General features: G+C 69.8%; 19 protein-coding genes and 1 tRNA gene. 13 read left to right on the top strand and 7 right to left on the bottom strand.

Features of this window, described 5'->3' with window-relative positions:
* Positions 1-51: 51 nt before the first annotated feature.
* The 4 genes from BM214_RS10780 to pilV (BM214_RS10765) all read right to left on the bottom strand — a co-directional run bounded on the left by BM214_RS10780 (position 52) and on the right by pilV (BM214_RS10765) (position 3,130).
* Complete coding sequence (locus BM214_RS10780; protein ID WP_090486931.1) at positions 52-384, bottom strand: high-potential iron-sulfur protein; 333 nt, start codon at positions 382-384, stop codon at positions 52-54.
* 514 nt (positions 385-898) lie between these two features.
* Positions 899-2,098, bottom strand: a complete 1,200-nt coding sequence (locus BM214_RS10775; protein WP_177217657.1) for a pilus assembly PilX family protein — start codon at positions 2,096-2,098, stop codon at positions 899-901.
* A 28-nt stretch (positions 2,099-2,126) separates the two neighbouring features.
* Positions 2,127-2,669: a PilW family protein gene (locus BM214_RS13045; RefSeq protein ID WP_218149062.1), complete on the bottom strand. Its 543-nt coding sequence runs from the start codon at positions 2,667-2,669 to the stop codon at positions 2,127-2,129.
* Complete coding sequence (gene pilV, locus BM214_RS10765; protein ID WP_090486925.1) at positions 2,666-3,130, bottom strand: type IV pilus modification protein PilV; 465 nt, start codon at positions 3,128-3,130, stop codon at positions 2,666-2,668. Before pilV (BM214_RS10765) ends, BM214_RS13045 begins: the two co-directional genes overlap by 4 nt.
* 202 nt (positions 3,131-3,332) lie before the next feature.
* On the opposite strand from pilV (BM214_RS10765), the gene frdA reads away from it, so the two are divergent.
* The 4 genes from frdA to frdD are packed head-to-tail and all read left to right on the top strand — an operon-like array spanning position 3,333 to position 6,569.
* Positions 3,333-5,081 carry a fumarate reductase (quinol) flavoprotein subunit gene (gene frdA, locus BM214_RS10760; protein ID WP_090486922.1) on the top strand — a complete coding sequence of 583 codons (1,749 nt, stop codon included), beginning with the start codon at positions 3,333-3,335 and terminating at the stop codon, positions 5,079-5,081.
* The gene (locus BM214_RS10755; protein WP_090486919.1) at positions 5,078-5,833 is read left to right on the top strand and encodes a succinate dehydrogenase/fumarate reductase iron-sulfur subunit; all 756 of its coding nucleotides are present in this window, start codon (positions 5,078-5,080) and stop codon (positions 5,831-5,833) included. The genes frdA and BM214_RS10755 overlap by 4 nt, the downstream gene beginning before the upstream one ends.
* On the top strand, positions 5,830-6,228 hold the full coding sequence (locus tag BM214_RS10750) for a succinate dehydrogenase/fumarate reductase transmembrane subunit (protein ID WP_090486916.1): 399 nt from the start codon (positions 5,830-5,832) through the stop codon (positions 6,226-6,228). Before BM214_RS10755 ends, BM214_RS10750 begins: the two co-directional genes overlap by 4 nt.
* Entirely contained in the window at positions 6,225-6,569 is a 345-nt protein-coding gene (gene frdD / locus BM214_RS10745; protein ID WP_090486913.1) for a fumarate reductase subunit FrdD, read from the top strand. Before BM214_RS10750 ends, frdD begins: the two co-directional genes overlap by 4 nt.
* Before the next feature lie 6 nt (positions 6,570-6,575).
* Here the strand turns inward: frdD and BM214_RS10740 are convergent, their stop codons facing one another.
* From BM214_RS10740 to pilV (BM214_RS12590), 3 genes are all read right to left on the bottom strand, one after another.
* On the bottom strand, positions 6,576-7,055 hold the full coding sequence (locus BM214_RS10740; RefSeq protein ID WP_143096385.1) for a DUF1640 domain-containing protein: 480 nt from the start codon (positions 7,053-7,055) through the stop codon (positions 6,576-6,578).
* 70 nt (positions 7,056-7,125) lie between these two features.
* Entirely contained in the window at positions 7,126-7,680 is a 555-nt protein-coding gene (locus BM214_RS10735) for a PilW family protein (protein ID WP_177217656.1), read from the bottom strand.
* Positions 7,677-8,111, bottom strand: coding sequence for a type IV pilus modification protein PilV (gene pilV / locus BM214_RS12590; protein ID WP_090486907.1), 435 nt, complete (start codon positions 8,109-8,111; stop codon positions 7,677-7,679). The genes BM214_RS10735 and pilV (BM214_RS12590) overlap by 4 nt, the downstream gene beginning before the upstream one ends.
* 247 nt (positions 8,112-8,358) lie before the next feature.
* Between pilV (BM214_RS12590) and BM214_RS12530 the strand changes: the two genes are divergently transcribed.
* From BM214_RS12530 to BM214_RS10690, 9 genes are all read left to right on the top strand, one after another.
* The gene (locus BM214_RS12530) at positions 8,359-8,499 is read left to right on the top strand and encodes a hypothetical protein (protein WP_177217655.1); all 141 of its coding nucleotides are present in this window, start codon (positions 8,359-8,361) and stop codon (positions 8,497-8,499) included.
* 163 nt (positions 8,500-8,662) lie between these two features.
* On the top strand, positions 8,663-9,283 hold the full coding sequence (gene aroK, locus BM214_RS10725) for a shikimate kinase AroK (protein WP_090487001.1): 621 nt from the start codon (positions 8,663-8,665) through the stop codon (positions 9,281-9,283).
* Positions 9,284-9,393: 110 nt separating this feature from the next.
* Positions 9,394-10,497, top strand: a complete 1,104-nt coding sequence (gene aroB, locus BM214_RS10720; RefSeq protein ID WP_090486904.1) for a 3-dehydroquinate synthase — start codon at positions 9,394-9,396, stop codon at positions 10,495-10,497.
* Positions 10,494-11,669, top strand: a complete 1,176-nt coding sequence (locus BM214_RS10715; protein WP_090486902.1) for a deoxyguanosinetriphosphate triphosphohydrolase — start codon at positions 10,494-10,496, stop codon at positions 11,667-11,669. Before aroB ends, BM214_RS10715 begins: the two co-directional genes overlap by 4 nt.
* Before the next feature lie 14 nt (positions 11,670-11,683).
* Complete coding sequence (locus BM214_RS10710) at positions 11,684-13,264, top strand: AAA family ATPase (RefSeq protein WP_090486899.1); 1,581 nt, start codon at positions 11,684-11,686, stop codon at positions 13,262-13,264.
* 112 nt (positions 13,265-13,376) lie between these two features.
* Positions 13,377-15,140 carry a DNA primase gene (dnaG, locus tag BM214_RS10705; protein ID WP_090486896.1) on the top strand — a complete coding sequence of 588 codons (1,764 nt, stop codon included), beginning with the start codon at positions 13,377-13,379 and terminating at the stop codon, positions 15,138-15,140.
* A gap of 130 nt (positions 15,141-15,270) precedes the next feature.
* Positions 15,271-17,130: an RNA polymerase sigma factor RpoD gene (gene rpoD, locus BM214_RS10700; RefSeq protein ID WP_090486893.1), complete on the top strand. Its 1,860-nt coding sequence runs from the start codon at positions 15,271-15,273 to the stop codon at positions 17,128-17,130.
* A gap of 65 nt (positions 17,131-17,195) precedes the next feature.
* A tRNA-Ile gene (locus BM214_RS10695) sits at positions 17,196-17,272 on the top strand.
* A gap of 311 nt (positions 17,273-17,583) precedes the next feature.
* A complete protein-coding gene (locus BM214_RS10690) occupies positions 17,584-17,829 on the top strand; it encodes a phenylpyruvate tautomerase MIF-related protein (protein WP_090486890.1) in 246 nt (81 codons plus the stop codon).
* Positions 17,830-17,909 lie beyond the last annotated feature (80 nt).

The raw sequence follows: 17,909 nt of genomic DNA, 5'->3' as shown, positions 1-17,909 counted from the left end.
TGCCAGGCACCCGAAACGGGTACCCAAGGGGGGTACCCAAGGCAGTTCAGATCAGCCCCTGGGCACGTAGGCGGTGCACCAGCCGCCTTCCGCCACCAGCTTGCCGGGGAACACGGCGCAGGGGCCCCATTCCTTGGCGGAGGGGTCGGTATAGAGCAGGCAGTTGCCGCAGTTCTGCCCCTCCTGGTATTCGGGATGATCCACCTGGGTGGCATCGTGCCGGTAGTTCAGGGCCCGTGCCTCCTCGGATTCTTCATCCAGATGCGGCAGTTGCTCCTGGGCGGAGGCGGCGGTGGCCATCCCCAGGCCCGCCAGGGGCGCGGCCGCCAGGCCGGTGGTGGCGAGCTTCAGGAATTGGCGGCGTTCGCGATGGGTGTTGTTCATCTCAGGCTCCTCCTGTTCAGGCTTGTCCGATGGGTACCTGGCACCCTTTGCTCAAGCACCCTTTGCTGCAAAGGGATGGGATGAACGCAGGGGGCCGCGCCCGCGGGCCAGGCCCCGGCCACAGGGCCCCAGGCCTTGCCCCCTGCCACGACCCAGGCCCTGTCCCAGACCGGGTTGCATGGCGGGGGTTGCGGTGGAATCCTCCTGGACGGCCGGTTCCGGCACCATGGCCGCCCCCCATGCGCGGCCCCTACCGCGTCCCATGCCGCGGTCTGCGCCCAAGCCAGGCCCCATGCCCTGGCCCATGCCCTGGCCCATGCCAAACCCCTTTCTGCCTCTGTGACGCATGTCTTTCGCCTCCTGAATCGGTTGCCGATGGGTCGATTATGGACATATGTGCACATCATGCAAGCCCAACCCACACCCCGGGATCCGGACAATGTGACCATATGCGCATTAGTGAGACCGTGAATCCCGCCGGTGGGTTCCCTGCCCGAGACTGCGCAGCAGGATCTCAGAAGGTGCCCAGGATCTCCCGCCAGGCCACGACGCGGGGGGGCCGGGTATGGCCCCAGAGGCCATGGCGCTGGAGCTGCTCCAGGGCCTGGGTGCTGTACTTGAGGGTGAAGTTGCCCCCCAGGTCCGCGTCCACCCATCCCGGCTTGCCCTCCAGGGAGATGACCGAGCCGAAGAAGTTGGCGGTGCCCGTGCCTGAGGTGATGCGGGCCCCGTCGCGCAACAGGATCAGGCCCTCGAAGGTGAAGGTGCCGTTGGCCGGGCCCAGGGCGATGTCGCCGGAGAGGATGAGCACGCCGGCGGCGTGGGTGTTGCCGCCGAGGCGCACCTCTCCTTCGCCTTTCACCTCCACCACCGCCGGGGCATCGCGGCTGCCCAGTGCACTGGAGAGGTCCACCCGCTCGCCGGACTCCAGGGTGTGGCTGCGGGTATCGGGTCGGGCCGCGAGGGCATCGGCGTACGCCCCCCACTGCGTTGCGGTGACGCCGCCTTCGGTGGCGGCGGCATCGGTCTGGCGCAGGGGCGGGTCCCCCTGGATCTGGCCGGGACGGTTGTTGCCCGCCTGGTTGCCGGTACCCACGGCGTCGGCATCCGCGTTGCCCACCAGGTAGATGCCGGCACGGTCCCCCTCCCCGGCCAGGGTGCCGTTGCACCCGGCCCCGGTGCAGCCGTCCCTTTCCGGCAGGTTCCAGTTGCGCCCGTCGAAGTAGATGGCACTGCCGCTGTTGCTGCCCGTACGGGTCTCGCAGTGGGCGCCATAGCAGGTGTAGGCGGATTCGGGCACCGGGCCGCCGGGACCGCCGTCCAGTTCCGCCTCCAGGCTGCGCCGGGCGCCCCCCGGGAGGGTGCCGGTGATGCGCACCGTGGCCCGGCCATGGTGGTAGTCCACGGATTCCAGCCGCCATTGGCCGGGCCGGTCGCCGTCCACGGCGTGGGGTCCGGCCCCCACGGCCTGGAGGGTGGCTTCCCGGTCGCCCCAGGCGTCGAAGTCCTCGTGGCGCATCACCGCCAGGACCTGGGCGAGGCCGCTTTCGGCGGCCAGGAAGGCCTCGGTGGCCTGCTTTTGATTGCCGGCGATGCGTTCCTGGATCACCGCCGCGTTCATCCCGGCCACCCCCAGCAGGGTGGTGAGGGTGAGGATCACCAGGCTCACCACCAGTACGGCGCCGGTCTGTCGTTCGGGGTTGTGGATGGACATGAGGGGCCTCCTTGCGTTGATTGGGATGTCACAGCCGTTGCAGGATGGCCTGCCGCAGGGCCACCCGGAAGTGGAAGCGGCGGGTTTGGTCGTCGTGCATGCGCAGATCCAGGGCGAGATCCAGGCCCAGCAGGCCGTGGTCCACGGGATGGCGCACGGGGGTGGCCTCCAGTGCGGAACCCGGCGCCAGCCCCTCCACCAGGATCTGGCCGCTGGCGTCGGGGTCGGGGCCGCAGCGCAGGGTCGCGTCGGCCACCCAGTAGAAGACCTCCGATGTCCCCGGGGGCTGGCCGCACCAATCCACCGTGCGGGTGCGGGTGACCCCCAGCCGCCCCGGGGTGCCGGCATCCACCGCGGCGGCGCCGCGCAGATCCCGCACCAGCAGGTCCATGGTATGGGCCACGGTATTCTGCACCCGGGCCAATTGTTGGGATTCCCGGTAGGCGCTCTGGTGGGCGACGAAGATCTGCACCACGCCGGAGAGCAGGATCAGGCCGATCACCAGGGCGATCATCCATTCCACCAGGCCCACGCCCCGCTGGCATCCGGCGCTGCGCACCCCGGGGCTCACGAACCCGCCCCCGCGGGGAGGCTGACGACATACTCGAAGACCGCCTCATCCCCCTCCTCTGCGAACCGGCCCTCGGCCCAGCGTACCCGGATGGTGCAGGTGGTGGGGGCGGCCCCGTCGCAGTCGATGTCGCTGCCGGTGATGCCGGTGATGCCGGGGAGGCGCAGCGTGGCGGGCGCATCGTCGCCGGGGGCCCCCCAGGCGGTGCGCCAGGGACCCTCCACCGCCTGGGGGTCCGGGGTACCGTCCACGGCCAGGGAGATCCACAGGCGCTCCGCCGCCTCCTGGGCCATGACGCTGGCGAGGGTGCGCTGCTGGGCGGAGTGGACGGACTGGATGCCCAGCAAGTGCAGCGCCGCGATCCCCAACAGCCCCACGGACAGCACCAGCAGGGCCACCAGGATCTCGGTGAGGGAGAATCCGCGCTGGAGGGGGGGGATACGTGCACGATGCGCCTGCATGGCAGCCGGCTCCCAAGGGTCTTGTTGCCGTAGGGGCATTATGACCCGTTCCCCGGGTCCCCGTTCACCCCCCGGGGGCCACGGCCGATGAAGCGGGGACGGGCACGGATACGCGGCGCGCTCCCGCTGCGCCCTGGCCGGGGCGGGCCGCCTTGGGTACCATGCCGGCCTGCGGTTCCCCCTGCGCAGGAGCGCCCACGCGATGCAGACAATCGATACGGATGTGGTGGTCATCGGCGGCGGTGGCGCCGGCCTGCGCGCCGCCATCGCGGCGGCGGAGGCGGACCCGGAGGTCACCGTGGCCCTGGTGTCCAAGGTGGTGCCCACCCGCAGCCATACGGTGGCGGCGGAAGGGGGGGCCGCCGGGGTGATCCACCCGGACGATCACCTGGACAAGCATTTCGATGACACCGTCTCCGGCGGGGACTGGCTCTGCGAGCAGGACGTGGTGGAGTGGTTCGTGGGCCGCTGCACCCCGGAGATGACGCAGCTGGAGCACTGGGGCTGCCCCTGGAGCCGGCAACCGGACGGGCAAGTGAATGTGCGCTACTTCGGCGGCATGAAGTCGCCCCGCAGCTGGTTCGCCGCCGACCGCACCGGTTTTCACATGCTCCACACCCTGTTCCAGACCAGCCTGAAGTACCCGTCCATCCGCCGCTTCGACGAATGCTTCTGCATGGACCTGCTGGTGGAGGACGGCCGTCTGCGGGGGGTATTGGCGGTGTATGTGCCCAGCGGCGACAGCCTGCTGCTGCGCTGCCGGGCGGCGGTGCTGGCCACCGGCGGTGCCGGGCGGGTCTACCGGCAGAACACCAATGCCGGCATCGTCACCGGTGAGGGCATGGGCATGGCCCTGGCCTGCGGCACGGGGCTGCGGGACATGGAGTTCGTGCAATGGCATCCCACCACCCTGCCCGGCAGCGGCCTGCTCATCACCGAGGGGGCCCGGGGCGAGGGGGGCATCCTGCTCAACCGCCACGGCCGGCGCTATCTGCAGGACCACGGCCTGGGCCCGGTGGATCCCTGGCCCCGACCCCGGGCCATGGAGTTGGGCCCCCGGGACCGGGTCTCCCAGGCCTTCTGGCACGAGGACCGGGCGGGCCGCACCCTATCCACACCCCAGGGCACGGCGGTGCATCTGGACCTGCGCCACCTGGGACACAAGACCCTGGAGGAGCGCCTGCCCCAGATCCTGCACCTGGCCCGCACCTTCGCCGCCGTGGACCCGGTGGAGGCGCCCATCCCCGTGCGTCCGGCGGTGCACTACACCATGGGCGGGGTGCCCACCGACCGCCACGGGGCCACCGCCGTGGAGGGGCTGTATGCCGCCGGGGAATGCGCCAGCACGGGGCTGCACGGGGCCAACCGCCTGGGCTCCAACTCCCTGGCGGAGCTTTTGGTGTTCGGCCGGGCCGCCGGCGAGGCGGCGGTGGCCCATGCCCGCAACGGCCCGGCCCCGGCGCCGGGGGTGGAGCGCCAGGCCGAGGCGGCGCTGCGGCAATGGCATGCCCTGCTGGAGCCGCGACGCGGCGAGCGCCTGGCCACCCTGCGGGATGCCATGCAGGCGGCCATGGAGGATGGCGTGGGCATCGTGCGCGAGGCCGAGGGCATGGCCCGGGCCTGCGAGGCCCTGGCGGACCTGCGTGCCCGTTACCGCCGCGGGGTGCGCCTGGACGACACGGGCCGGGCCTTCAACACCGAGTGGCTCGCCACCCTCGAGCTGGGCCATGCCCTGAAGGTGGCCGAGACCATCGCCCACGCGGCCCTGGCCCGCCGCGAGTCCCGCGGGGCGCATCTGCGCAGCGACGGTTACGACCGACGCGACGATGAAGGCTTCCTGTGTCACTCCCTTGCCTGGGATCAGGGGGAGGCGCCGCCGCGCATCGACCATGCCCCCGTCACCCTCACCCGCTCGGCGCCGGGGGAGCGGGTCTACGGGGGGCCGGCATGAGCGATCCCCGCATCATCGTGATGGAGTGCCTGCGCTATCACCCCGAGCGGGATACCGAACCATATCACCAGCGCTTCGAGGTGCCCTTCACCCCGGAGATGTCCGTGCTGGAGGGGCTGCAGTACATCAAGGATCACCTGGACGGCAGCCTCACCTTCCGCTGGTCCTGCCGCATGGCCGTATGCGGCAACTGTGGCTGCATGGTCAACGGTGAGCCGGTGCTCAGTTGCCAGACCTTCCTGCGGGACTACCATCCCGAATGCGTGCGCGTGGAACCCCTGGACCATTTCCCCATCCAGCGGGACCTGGCGGTGGATCCGGCGGACTTCCTGGACAAGCTGCAGCAGGTGGCCCCCTACCTGATCCCGGCCCAGGACCGCATCCCCGAGGACGGCCCCTATCGCCAGACCCCCGAGCAGATGCAGGACTATCTGGACACCTCCGCCTGCATCAACTGCCTGCTGTGCTACGCCGCCTGCCCCCAGTACGGCCTGAAGGCGGATTTCCTCGGGCCCGCCGTCCTGGCCCTGGCCCATCGCTACAACGCCGATTCCCGGGATGCCGGCCGGGCGCGGCGTATGGAGGTGATGAACGGTGACGCGGGGGTGTGGGGCTGCACCCTGGTGGGCCGCTGCTCCGAGGTCTGCCCCAAGGGGGTGGACCCGGCGGGGGCCATCAACCGCAACAAGCCCGCCGCCGCCCTGGACACCCTGCGGCGGCTGCTGCAATCGGGAAGGACCTGCACCCCATGACCGCCCTGCGCACCCATACCCGCTCCATGAAGGGCTGGTGGCGACGTCACCCCGCCTACCGGCAGTATCTGCTGCGGGAGGCCACCAGCGTGGTCATCGGCCTGTATGCCCTGTGCCTGCTGTGGGGGATGACGGCCCTGCTCTTGGGCCCCGGGGCCCATGATGTCTGGCGGGCCTGCGTGCAATCCCTGCCGGGGCGGGCCTTCCATCTGCTGGCCCTCGCGGCCTTCTCCTGGCACGCCTGGACCTGGTTCCGGCTGCTGCCCCTCACCGTGGCCCCCCTGCGCCTGGGGCGGTATCGCATCACCCAGACCCTGGTGCACCGCGCCGCACTGGGGGCCTGGGCCCTGGCCTCCGCCGCCCTGCTGGTGGCCGCCGCCGGAGGCCTGCGATGAGACCCCGCAGCCCGGAGCCCCTGTTCTGGACCCTCTTCGGCGCTGGCGGGATGCTGGCGGCCCTGGTGGGACCGGCGCTGGTGCTGATCCTCGGCCTGCCCTTCCCGCCCGGCGCCCTGGAATACGCCACCCTGCGCGGGGCCATGGGCCATCCGCTGGTGGCCCTGGGCCTGGGGGTCAGCGTGGGGCTATGGCTGTTCCATGCCGCCCACCGCATCCTCCACACCCTGTATGACCTGGGGGTGCCCCACGCCCCATGGCTGCCCCGGGTCTGCTATGGGGGCGCCACGGCGGGGACGCTGGCGGCCTTGGGGGTGACCCTGGCCTGGGTGCTGCAGTAGCGGGCCTCAACCCCCCAGCAGGTATTTCAGACCGGCCAAAAGCAATGCGGCGTGGGTCATGAGCAGTCCCCCCGTCCAGGTGACGGTCCACTTGATGATCTCGCCCTTGGTCTGGGCGATCTCCTTCTGCAGCCGGTGGTCCATCTGCCGCATCTCACTGCGCATCTGCAGGACCTCCTTCTGTATCTCGCCGATCTCCTTTTGCACCTCGCCGATCTCTTGGTGCATCTCGGCCCGCAACTGTTCGATCTCCTTGTGCACCTCGCCGCGCAGTTGCTCGATCTCCTTGTGCACCTCGCCGCGCAGCTGCTCGATCTCCTTCTGCAGACGCAGTTCGGTCTCCCGCAGGGACGTGCCCGTGGCCAGGTCGGTCACCTCGGGGTAGCGCTGTTCCATGTGCTCGAAGGCCTCGGCGATCACCCGGGCCCGGGCCCGGTCGTCCGGGGCGCTGCTGAGTTGTTCGTAAAGGTCGATGACGGAGGTCATGGCGGCATCCTGAAGGGCCATTGTGGCGATTATCCCAGGCCGATAGCGGGCGCGGCAATCAGGCCTTCGCTCACGGCGGGGACTGGATCCGGGCCAGCACGCGGTTGCGCAGGGCCACATGGAAGGACAATCGGTGGGTCCTGGGGTTCGCCCCCTCCCCTGCGTGGCTCTGGAAGACCAGATCGATGCGCACCCCCGTGGGATCGGCGGCGTCGGGGAGCAAGGCGGCCTCCAGGCGGCTGCCGGGGCGAAAACCGCGGATGAGCTCGTGGTTGTGCATGGTGCTGGAACGGCAGCGCAGGGCATCGTCCTCGATCCAGTAACGCACCGTGTGCACCCCTGGGTCTGCACCACACCAGTCGATGCGGCGATCCCGGGTCACCCGCAGCTCCCCGTCGGACCAGTGCACCCCCTCGGCCCCGCGCAGGTCCCGTGTCAGGTACTCCGTGACGAAGGCCAGGGTCTCCTGCAGCCGGGCCCAGCGCTGGGTCTCGCGGTAGGTGGTCTGGTGGGCCAGGAAGACCTGCAGGGCCCCGGCCAGGAGGATGAGACCGATCACCAGGGCGACCATCCATTCCACCAGGGAAAACCCCCGGCTGCGGTGATGCCTTGGGATGGCGTTCATTTCACCGCCTCCGGGGGCAGGTCCACCGCGTAGTCGAAGGTGGTCACCCCCTCCGGCTCCCGGAAACGCCCCTCGCTCCAGGCCACGGTGATGGTGCATTGCCCGGCGCTGCAGGTGATGCGGCTGTCGCCGGCACCGGGCAGGGCCGCGAGATCGGGGGCATCGGCATCGGCGGACCATTGCCGGCGCCAGGCGGAACTCACCGCGGCCACCTGCAAGGGGCCTTCGGCCGCCGCCATCCACAGGCGCTCCTGGGCATCCCGGGCGGCGATGCTGGCCAGGGTCCGCTGATAGGCGGAGTGGGCCCCCTTGAGGGCGGACAACTGCAGGGCCGCCAGCCCCAGCAGACCCACGGAGAGCACCAGCAGGGCCACCAGGGCCTCGATCAGCGAAAAGCCCCGCTGGCACTGAAGGCGCGAAGGAGCCGTCATGGTTCACCTCCCTGTGAACGCCATTGCCGTGCCTCCCTCCATAGCAGAATCCCCCGTTTTTTCCACTCCCCCACACGAGCCCATCCCCTTGCCTCCCCGGGCGGGATGGTCCACCCTTCCCTGCAACCGGCGGGTCCGCGCCGGCCACGCGGGGCAGCGGCCATGGGCCGATGTGTCCGCCCCTTTGGGCCATGGACCGGACGGCCTGCTGCCCCAGGATGCATGCGACCGCAGGAAGGAGGAGAGGATGAACGACATGGCAAGCACGGCCGCCATGGCCGATACCGGTGCCGCCCTGCAGCTGGGGGTCCCCTTCATGGTCACGCTGTACGTGATCCTCGGTATCGTCCTGGCCGTCCAGATCATCACCGTCACGCTGCAGAAGTGACCCCGGCGGCGGTGGCGGTGGGGAGACCCGCCCGCGGACAGCCCCGCCGCCACCGCCCCGTCCCACACCCTGAACCCCCGGCGGTGACGTGACGGATAGGGCCGGGGGACGTACCATGCCCTGCACAACACCGGCCCAAGTCAACACCGAACGGGGCATCCCCTTGGCGGAAAGAACCAACATCGTCCTCGTCGGCCCCATGGGCGCCGGCAAGTCCACCGTGGGCCGCCACCTGGCCGCCCGCCTGCAGATGCCCTTCGTGGACAGCGACCGGGAGCTGGAGTCCCGCACCGGCGTGGACATCCCCACCATCTTCGAATACGAGGGGGAGGAGGGATTCCGCCGCCGCGAGGCCGCCGTCCTCGAGGACCTGTGCGCCCGCTGCGGCATCGTCCTGGCCACGGGGGGAGGGGCCGTGATGCGCCCCGAGAACCGGGAACAGCTGCAACGCTGCGGCCTGGTGGTCTACCTGCGCACGCCGGTGACCCTCCAGCTCAAGCGCACGGCCCGGGACCGGAACCGCCCCCTGTTGCAGACCGAGGATCCCCGTGCCCGCCTCGAGGCCCTCCTGGAGGTGCGCGACCCCCTCTACCGGGAGGTTGCCCACCTGATCGTGGACACGGACCGGGAACACCTGCGTTCCACGGTGCGCCTCATCGCCCGCCAATACCGGAACGAATGCGCCGGCAACCGCCCGGGCACCCAGCCGGGGAAGGGGCGCGCCCCAGGCGCGCGCAACAACCAAAAGCGCAAGGCCGCACGATCCGGGCACCGGGGCGCCTGAGGGCCACGGCCCCACGCCAGCCCGGTGGCGGGCAGGCTTCAGCCGCCGGCACCCACGCCCGGGGCAGGCACGGGAAGACGGTTCAATGGTCTGTCTTCCCCGGCTTTAGTATGATCCCCTCCATGGATACGCTCAGCGTCGAACTGGGGGAGCGCGGCTACCCCATCCACATCGGCCGCGGCCTGCTGCGCCAGCCCGAACTCCTGGGGGAGCGGGCCACCGGGCGGCGGGTGGTGGTGGTCAGCAATGAGACGGTGGCCCCGCTCTATCTGCAAACGCTGCAGGATACCCTGTCCGCGGCGGGGGCCGGGTCGGTGGACGCCCTGGTGCTGCCGGACGGGGAGCGCTACAAGACCCTGGAGACCCTGGAACGGATCTATACCGGCCTGCTGCAGCGGCGCCTGGACCGGGGCGACCTGCTGGTGGCCCTGGGGGGCGGTGTCATCGGCGATCTCACCGGCTTCGCCGCCGCCACCTATCAGCGGGGCATCGACTTCATCCAGGTACCCACCACCCTGCTGGCCCAGGTGGACTCCTCGGTGGGGGGCAAGACAGGGGTCAACCACCCCCTGGGCAAGAACATGATCGGGGCCTTCCACCAGCCGCGCATGGTCCTGGTGGACACCGACACCCTGAACACCCTGCCGGACCGGGAACTGAGCGCCGGCCTGGCGGAGGTGATCAAGTACGGCCTCATCGACGACGCGGAATTCTTCGCCTGGCTGGAGGCCCACCTGCCGGCGCTCCGGGCCCGGGAACCCGAGGCCCTGGCCCATGCCATCCGCCGCTCCTGCGCCGACAAGGCCCATGTGGTGGCGCAGGATGAACGCGAATCCGGCCGCCGCGCCCTGCTCAACCTGGGCCACACCTTCGGCCACGCCATCGAGACCGGCATGGGCTACGGCCAGTGGCTCCACGGCGAGGCGGTGGCGGCGGGCACGGTGATGGCGGCGGACCTGTCCCTGCGCCTGGGCTGGCTTGAGGCCGGGGAGCAGGAACGCATCGTCCGGCTCCTGCAGGCCGCGGGCCTGCCGGTGGAACCGCCACCGGGGCTGGGGCCGGAGCGCTTTCGGGAGATCATGGCGGTGGACAAGAAGGTCCAGCGGGGGCGGCTGCGCCTGGTGCTGCTGCAGGGGATCGGCCGGGCGGTGGTGACCGCCGAATTCGACCCCAAGGCCCTGGACGAGACCCTGGATGCCCTGACCCGACCATGAACCACCCGCCGCTGAACGCGCCCTCCCCCCTGGCCCCCTACGCGGCCCGGGATGCCGTCAGCCGGGGCCGCCGCCACCCGGAACCGCCCCCCACCTACCGCAGCGAGTTCCAGCGGGACCGGGACCGCATCATCCATTCCACCGCCTTCCGGCGCCTGGAGTACAAGACCCAGGTCTTCGTCAACCACGAGGGGGACCTGTTCCGCACCCGCCTCACCCACAGCCTGGAGGTGGCCCAGATCGCCCGGGCCATCGCCCGCATGCTGGGTCTGAACGAGGACCTCACCGAGGCCATCGCCCTGGCCCACGACCTGGGCCACACCCCCTTCGGCCATGCCGGCCAGGACGCCCTGGACCAGTGCATGGCCGATTACGGGGGCTTCGAGCACAACCTGCAGTCGCTGCGGGTGGTGGACCATCTGGAGGCCCACTACGCCGAGTTCGACGGCCTCAACCTCACCTTCGAGACCCGGGAAGGCATCCTCAAGCACTGCACGGCAGAGGTGGCCGCCGGCCTGGGGGACGTGGGACGTCGCTTCGTGGACGGCGGCCAGCCCAGCCTGGAGGCGCAGCTCAACAACCTGGCCGACGAGATCGCCTACAACAACCACGATGTGGACGACGGCCTGCGCTCGGGATTCATCACCCTGGAACAGCTCCAGGGCATCACCCTCTTTCGTGAGGCCCAGGCCGAGGTGAACGCCCGCCATCCGGGGCTGGACGAGAAACGGGTGCGCCACGAGGTGATCCGGCGCATGATCAACCGCCTGGTGACCGACCTGATCGAGAGCAGCCGGGAGGCCATCCACCGGGCCGCCCCGGACAGCCTGGAGGCGGTGCGCGCCCAGGACCGCCCCCTGATTCGATTCAGTCCACGGATCCGGGAATACAACCTTGAACTCAAGGGTTTCCTGCGCCAGCATCTCTATCGTCATTATCGCGTCCGACGCATGACCGCCAAGGCGGCCCGGGTGCTTAAGGCCCTGTTCGCCGCCTACATGGAGGATCCGGCCCTGCTGCCCCCCGAGCACGAGCGCAAGGCCCGGCGCCTGGCGGCGGAAACCGGGGAGGCCGGACGCGCCCGGGCCGTGGCCGACTACCTGGCGGGCATGACCGACCGCTTCGCCATCGCCGAATACGGGCGCCTGTTCGACCCGAAGACACTTTCTTGACATCCAGGGATCCCATGGCCAACGACACACTGTCCGCCGACTGCCTCGAACGCCTCGGGCTGCGCCAGCCCCCCTTCGCCCCCGCGGCGGGTGAGGACTTCCTCTATAGCGATCCGGGCATCGACATGCCGGTGAACACGGTCCTGCGTCACCTGGAAAAGGACCAGAACGTGGTCCTGCTGAAGGGGGAGAAGGGGGCCGGCAAGAGCACGCAACTGCTGCGCATCCTGGCCCGAGGCCGGGACGAGCTGGACTTCTGCGCCTTCAAGGCCCGGGAGGGGATCAGCCTGGCGGCCATCGAATACACCGTGCGCCAGTACTGGAAGGACGCCGCCCCCGGAGTACAGTCAAACGATCCCCTGGACCGCTTCCTGGGTCGGCTCGTGGAGGCGGGGATGCGCCCCGTGCTGGCCATCGACGATGCCCAGTTGCTGGATACGGAGGTGCTCAAGGAACTGATCCAGGTCCGCCGCCGGGTGCACGAGGCCACCGGCCATCGCTTCGGCCTGCTGCTGGTGGGGGAGCCGGAGGTGGACGAGCGCATACAGTCGGTGGACGACGCCCTGGATGTCCCCGAGGCCCAGGTGAGCGTGCAGGTGCGCGCCTTCACCCCGGAACAGACCACCGCCTACCTGCGCCACCGCCTGGAGGCGGCGGGTCTGGAAGGGCCCAGCCCCCTGGACCAGGAGGCCCTGCAGGAGATCCATCAGGAATCCGGCGGCCTGCCCGCTCGCATCAACACCGTGGCCACGGAACGGCTGCGGCAGCACTGCGAGGGGGAGGCGGGCGCCGGGAGCGGCGCAAGCGGCGGCACCCCCTTCTGGCGCCAGCGCTGGTTCGGCCCCGCCCTGGCGGGGGTGCTGCTGGTGGCCGCGCTGGTGATCACCCTGAGCCTGCTGGGCGGCGGCGAGGATGAGGAGCCCCGCCGGCTGCCGGTACAGAGCGAGCCCCTGGTCCTGCCCGACCAGCCCCGGCGTACGCAGCCCGAGACCGCACCGCAGCAACCCCAGGTCCCCGAGCTCCCCGCCCCGGATGAAACATCCGGGGAAACGCCGGCCCCGGCGCCCCAGGAACGGCCCGCCCCCCGGGATCGCGCCCCCGTGCCGGAGCCGGAGGCCCCCGCCGCGGAGCCTGAAGCCGAACCGGCCCCGGAACCGGAAGCCCAGGGGCAGCCCCCGGAACCCGAACCGACACCGGAACCGGAGGCCACCCCGGAACCGGAGACCGCACCCGAACCCGAACCGGCACCGACCTCCGGTGCCGAAGCACAGCCCGGGGCCGGGGCGCAGGACGATATGCGCCTGCACGACGCCGCCTGGATCCGGGATCAGGAGCGCAGCCGCTACACCATCCAGATCGTGCTCAGCAGCAGCGAGGAACGCATCAAGGCCTATGCACGGGAAGTCAATCTGCCCGGCGACGTGGCCTGGTACCACACCCGCAGGGACGGGAAAGACTTCTATGCCCTGATCTTCGGCAGCTATCCCGGGGCCGAGGCGGCGCGCAGCGCCATCCCCGCCCTGCCGGCCGAGGTACGCAAGAACCAGCCCTTCATCCGCAGCTTCGGTTCCGTGCAGGACATCATGGCAGACTGAACCGGGGCCGCCCCGCGTCCCCGCCACGGCAATGCCCGCAACACGCGGGCGCCCCTCCCCCGTCGGGCGCGCATGGGGGATAATGCACGCCCGACGGTCCTTGTCCGCCCCCATGTCCCGCATCCCGCGCGCCTTCATCGACGAACTCATCGCCCGCACCGACCTGGTGGAGCTGGTGGGCGCGCGCGTGCCCCTGAAGAAGCAGGGCCGGGAATACGCCGCCTGCTGCCCCTTCCACGCCGAGAAGACCCCGTCCTTCTACGTCAGCCCCCAAAAGCAGTTCTATCACTGCTTCGGTTGCGGTGCCCATGGCACGGCCATCGACTTCCTCATGCAGCACGACAACCTGGATTTCGTGGAGGCCGTGGAGGAACTGGCCCGCCAGGCGGGCATGGAGGTCCCCCGGGAGGCCGGGGACCGGCGGGAGGCGGACACCCACGCCCCCCTCATCGCCGCCAACGAGGCGGCGGCAACCCGTTTCGAGGCCCACCTGCGCCGCAATGCCCGTGCCGTGGACTATCTCAAGGCCCGCGGCGTGAGCGGTGAAGTGGCCCGGGACTACCGCCTGGGCTATGCCGTGGACACCCGCGACGACCTGCTCCGCGCCCTGACCCCGGATCATGGTGAGGCCACCCTGGCGGCGGCGGGACTGACCACCCGCCGGGAAGGCGGCCGGCCCTACGACCGCTTCCGCGGACGGCTCATGTTCCCCATCCGCGACGGCCGGGGACGGGTGGTGGGATTCGGCGGCCGCCTGCTGGGGGACGGCACCCCCAAGTACCTGAACACCCCCGAGACCCCCGTGTTCCACAAGGGCCATCTGCTCTACGGCCTGTTCGAGGCGCGCCGGGCCCATACCCGGCTGGAGACCCTGCTGGTGGTGGAGGGCTACATGGACGTCATCGCCCTGGCCCAGTTCGGCCTGCGCAACGCCGTGGCCACCCTGGGCACTGCCACCACCCGGGACCACCTGGAGCGCCTGTTCCGCGTGGTCCCCCGGGTGGTGTTCTGCTTCGACGGCGACCGTGCCGGCGGTGAGGCCGCCTGGCGGGCGATGGAACAGGCCCTGCCGGTGCTGCGGGACGGACGCGAGGTGCGCTTCCTCTTCCTGCCCCAGGGGGACGACCCGGACAGCCTGGTGCGCCGCGAGGGACCGGAAGGCTTCCAGGCGCGCATCCACGACGCCAAACCCCTATCCGACACCCTGCTGGATGGCCTGGCGCAGCGCCACGACACCTCCAGCCGCGAGGGCCGGGCAACCCTGGGACAAACGGCGGCGGCCCTGCTGCGTCCCATGCCCCCGGGGCTGCTGCGCAGCCAGCTGGCGGCGGACGTGGCGCACATCGCCGGCGTCTCCCCGGAACGCTTCGAGCAGCAACTGGCCCCGGACACCCCCCACGCAAAACCGCCCCCTCCCGCCGCACCGCCACGCCGCCCCCCGCGCCGCCCCGGCAACCTGCAGCGGCTGACCCTCACCCCCGTGCGCCTGGCCCTGTCCCTGCTGCTGAACCGGCCGGATCTGGCGGCCCGCGTAGCCGATACCGCCTGGCTGCGGGAACTGCAGACCCCCGGCGCGGACCTGCTGGCACAGATGCTTGAAACCCTGCACGCCCACCCCCATCTCACCCCTGCGGCGCTGGTGGAACGCTGGCGGGACAGCGAGGCGGCACCGCATCTACTAAAATTGGCCCAGTGGCAACCCCCACCCGCGGAGGAGGCCACACCGGAACAACTCCTGGAGGACGCCCTGGGCCGGCTGCGGCATCGCCATGCCCGGCAACGGGCGGACGCCCTGCTTAAGGCGGCCGGCGAACGGCCGCTTACGGAGGAGGAGAAACGGACGCTCCAGGAACTTTTATCCCGCCCGGCCCCCTAACGCCCCGGATCGCCAGGGACGGATTGACACGGATTTACGTAGTTGTCAACAGGAATTACTGCTATACTTGAATGTTTACCCCCGCCCGTCACCCCAACGGTGAGCATAAGTCCAGTTTGAGCAGGTTTCCATGAATCACGAAGAACAGCAGTCCCGTCTGAAAGAGCTGATCGCCAAGGGCAAGGAACAGGGCTTTCTGACCTATGCCGAGGTGAACGATCACCTGCCGGACACCATCGTCGATCCGGAGCAGATCGAGGACATCATCGCCATGATCAACGACATGGGGATCACGGTCCACGAGCAGGCCCCGGACTCCGACAGCCTGATCCTGTCCGACAACTCCGTGTCGGCGGACGAGGACGCCGCCGAGGAGGCCGCCGCCGCCCTGGCCTCGGTGGACGGCGAGTTCGGGCGCACCACCGATCCCGTGCGCATGTACATGCGCGAGATGGGCACCGTGGAACTGCTCACCCGCGAGGGGGAGATCGAGATCGCCAAGCGCATCGAGGACGGTCTCTCCCAGGTGCTGTTCGCCCTCGCCCATTACCCCAAGTCCATCGCCACCCTGCTCTCCGAATACGGCCGCGTGGAGGCCGGCGAGAGCAAGCTCACCGACGTGGTGGTGAGCTTCATGGGCCCGGACGCCGACGAGATCGCCTCCGTGCGCCCCCACCAGGAGGAAGCCCCCGTACAACAGGCCGAGGGTGAGGACGACGCGGAAGACGGGGATGACGACGGCGACGACTCCGAGGAGGACGCCCCGGGGGACACCGGCCCCGACCCCGAAGAGGCCCGGGTGCGCTTCACCCAGCTGGAGGCCATGTACGAGCGAGCCATGGAATGCGCCGCCCAGGGGCAGCAGGAGGCCTATCGCCAGGCCCGCGAGGAGATGGCGCGCTACTTCATGGAATTCAAGCTGGTGCCGCGCCTGGTGGACCAGTTCACCGCCGACCTGCACGACATGGTGGAACGCATCCGCGCCCAGGAGCGGACCATCCTGCAGATCTGCGTGGACCAATGCCACATGCCGCGCCGGGAGTTCGTCCACTCCTTCCCGGAGAACGAGACCAACACCCAGTGGCTGGATAGCGTCATCCACAAGGGCAAGTCGGCCCGCTACAAGACGCTCCTGGACTCCCGTCGCGAGGAGATCCTGCGCGCCCAGGCACGCCTGGCCGCCATCGAGGAGGAATCCTCCCTCACCATCGGCGAGATCAAGGACATCAACCGGCGCATGTCCATCGGCGAGGCCAAGGCCCGCCGCGCCAAGAAAGAGATGGTGGAGGCCAACCTGCGCCTGGTGATCTCCATCGCCAAGAAGTACACCAACCGCGGCCTGCAGTTCCTGGACCTGATCCAGGAGGGCAACATCGGCCTGATGAAGGCGGTGGACAAGTTCGAATACCGGCGCGGCTACAAGTTCTCCACCTACGCCACCTGGTGGATCCGCCAGGCCATCACCCGCTCCATCGCCGACCAGGCCCGCACCATCCGCATCCCGGTGCACATGATCGAGACCATCAACAAGCTCAACCGCGTCAGCCGGCAGATGCTGCAGGAGATGGGCCGGGAGGCCACCCCCGAGGAGCTCTCCAAGCGCATGGAGATGCCCGAGGACAAGGTGCGCAAGGTGCTCAAGATCGCCAAGGAGCCCATCTCCATGGAGACCCCCATCGGCGACGACGAGGACTCCCACCTGGGGGATTTCATCGAGGACGTGAACGTGCAGTCCCCCATCGAGTCGGCCACCCGGGAGAGCCTGTCGGAGACCACCCGCGAGGTCCTGGCCAGCCTCACCCCGCGGGAGGCCAAGGTGCTGCGCATGCGCTTTGGCATCGACATGAACACGGACCACACCCTGGAAGAGGTGGGCAAGCAGTTCGACGTCACCCGCGAGCGCATCCGTCAGATCGAGGCCAAAGCCCTGCGCAAGCTGCGCCACCCCTCCCGCTCGGAGATGCTGCGCAGCTTCCTGGACCTGGAATGATCCACCCCAACGCCCCGGCAGGCTGTCGCCACCGGGGCGTTCTGCTGTATCTTTGCCCTCCACACGGGCCTGTAGCTCAGTCGGTTAGAGCAGGGGACTCATAATCCCTTGGTCGTCGGTTCGAGTCCGACCGGGCCCACCATAAAATCAAAAAGTTACAGCACTCCCCTGATCTCCGGGATTCTGATCCAGCGGTGCTGGGCACCACTGGGGCACCTAAGCGGAACAACCCGGACTGCCGCTGCCTCGCTCCCACGAAACCCCCACTACAGGGGTACTGGTTGCAGTGCTCGGTGGATTGGCAGCCCAATACGGCAGAGCGGGAACGATTTCAGTATCGGACGCACTGGGCGCTACGTCGAGCCCACTGACCACCGGGTTCCGGCGGGCCAGGGGCCGGCGGTATCCTGCGGGGATCCGCCGAATCTCATCCCTGTCCCCGTGGAGGAACCGATGCCGACCCTGAAGATCCAGTCCAATGCCCCGGCCACTGAAGAGGCCTGGGATGCCCTGATCACCGCCGCCTCCCGCCAGGTGGCGGAGATGCTGGGCAAGCCAGAGGGCTATGTCATGGTCATCGCCGAACCCACGCCCCGCATGGCCTTCGGCGGCAGCCGCGAACCGCTGGCCTACCTGGAACTCAAGAGCCTCGGTCTGCCCGAGGAGCGCACCCCGGAGTTCTCCGTACCTGTCCGGTAGCCCCCGTATTCCATAGCCCCCACTGATCCTCCATCGTCACCGGTACGATCTCAAGCAATAGAGGGGATGTGGCGGATGAG

It is taken from the genome of Ectothiorhodospira mobilis, from assembly GCF_900114895.1.
Lineage (GTDB): Bacteria > Pseudomonadota > Gammaproteobacteria > Ectothiorhodospirales > Ectothiorhodospiraceae > Ectothiorhodospira > Ectothiorhodospira mobilis_A.
This window is presented reverse-complemented; position numbering and strand designations above follow the sequence as displayed.

Coding starts and splice junctions, on each gene's coding strand:
- BM214_RS10780 (WP_090486931.1), bottom strand. CDS start 384: ATGAACAACACCCATCGCGAACGCCGCCAATTCCTGAAGCTCGCCACC.
- BM214_RS10775 (WP_177217657.1), bottom strand. CDS start 2,098: ATGTCCATCCACAACCCCGAACGACAGACCGGCGCCGTACTGGTGGTG.
- pilV (WP_090486925.1), bottom strand. CDS start 3,130: ATGCAGGCGCATCGTGCACGTATCCCCCCCCTCCAGCGCGGATTCTCC.
- frdA (WP_090486922.1), top strand. CDS start 3,333: ATGCAGACAATCGATACGGATGTGGTGGTCATCGGCGGCGGTGGCGCC.
- BM214_RS10755 (WP_090486919.1), top strand. CDS start 5,078: ATGAGCGATCCCCGCATCATCGTGATGGAGTGCCTGCGCTATCACCCC.
- BM214_RS10750 (WP_090486916.1), top strand. CDS start 5,830: ATGACCGCCCTGCGCACCCATACCCGCTCCATGAAGGGCTGGTGGCGA.
- frdD (WP_090486913.1), top strand. CDS start 6,225: ATGAGACCCCGCAGCCCGGAGCCCCTGTTCTGGACCCTCTTCGGCGCT.
- BM214_RS10740 (WP_143096385.1), bottom strand. CDS start 7,055: ATGACCTCCGTCATCGACCTTTACGAACAACTCAGCAGCGCCCCGGAC.
- BM214_RS10735 (WP_177217656.1), bottom strand. CDS start 7,680: ATGAACGCCATCCCAAGGCATCACCGCAGCCGGGGGTTTTCCCTGGTG.
- pilV (WP_090486907.1), bottom strand. CDS start 8,111: ATGACGGCTCCTTCGCGCCTTCAGTGCCAGCGGGGCTTTTCGCTGATC.
- BM214_RS12530 (WP_177217655.1), top strand. CDS start 8,359: ATGAACGACATGGCAAGCACGGCCGCCATGGCCGATACCGGTGCCGCC.
- aroB (WP_090486904.1), top strand. CDS start 9,394: ATGATCCCCTCCATGGATACGCTCAGCGTCGAACTGGGGGAGCGCGGC.
- BM214_RS10715 (WP_090486902.1), top strand. CDS start 10,494: ATGAACCACCCGCCGCTGAACGCGCCCTCCCCCCTGGCCCCCTACGCG.
- BM214_RS10710 (WP_090486899.1), top strand. CDS start 11,684: ATGGCCAACGACACACTGTCCGCCGACTGCCTCGAACGCCTCGGGCTG.
- dnaG (WP_090486896.1), top strand. CDS start 13,377: ATGTCCCGCATCCCGCGCGCCTTCATCGACGAACTCATCGCCCGCACC.
- rpoD (WP_090486893.1), top strand. CDS start 15,271: ATGAATCACGAAGAACAGCAGTCCCGTCTGAAAGAGCTGATCGCCAAG.
- BM214_RS10690 (WP_090486890.1), top strand. CDS start 17,584: ATGCCGACCCTGAAGATCCAGTCCAATGCCCCGGCCACTGAAGAGGCC.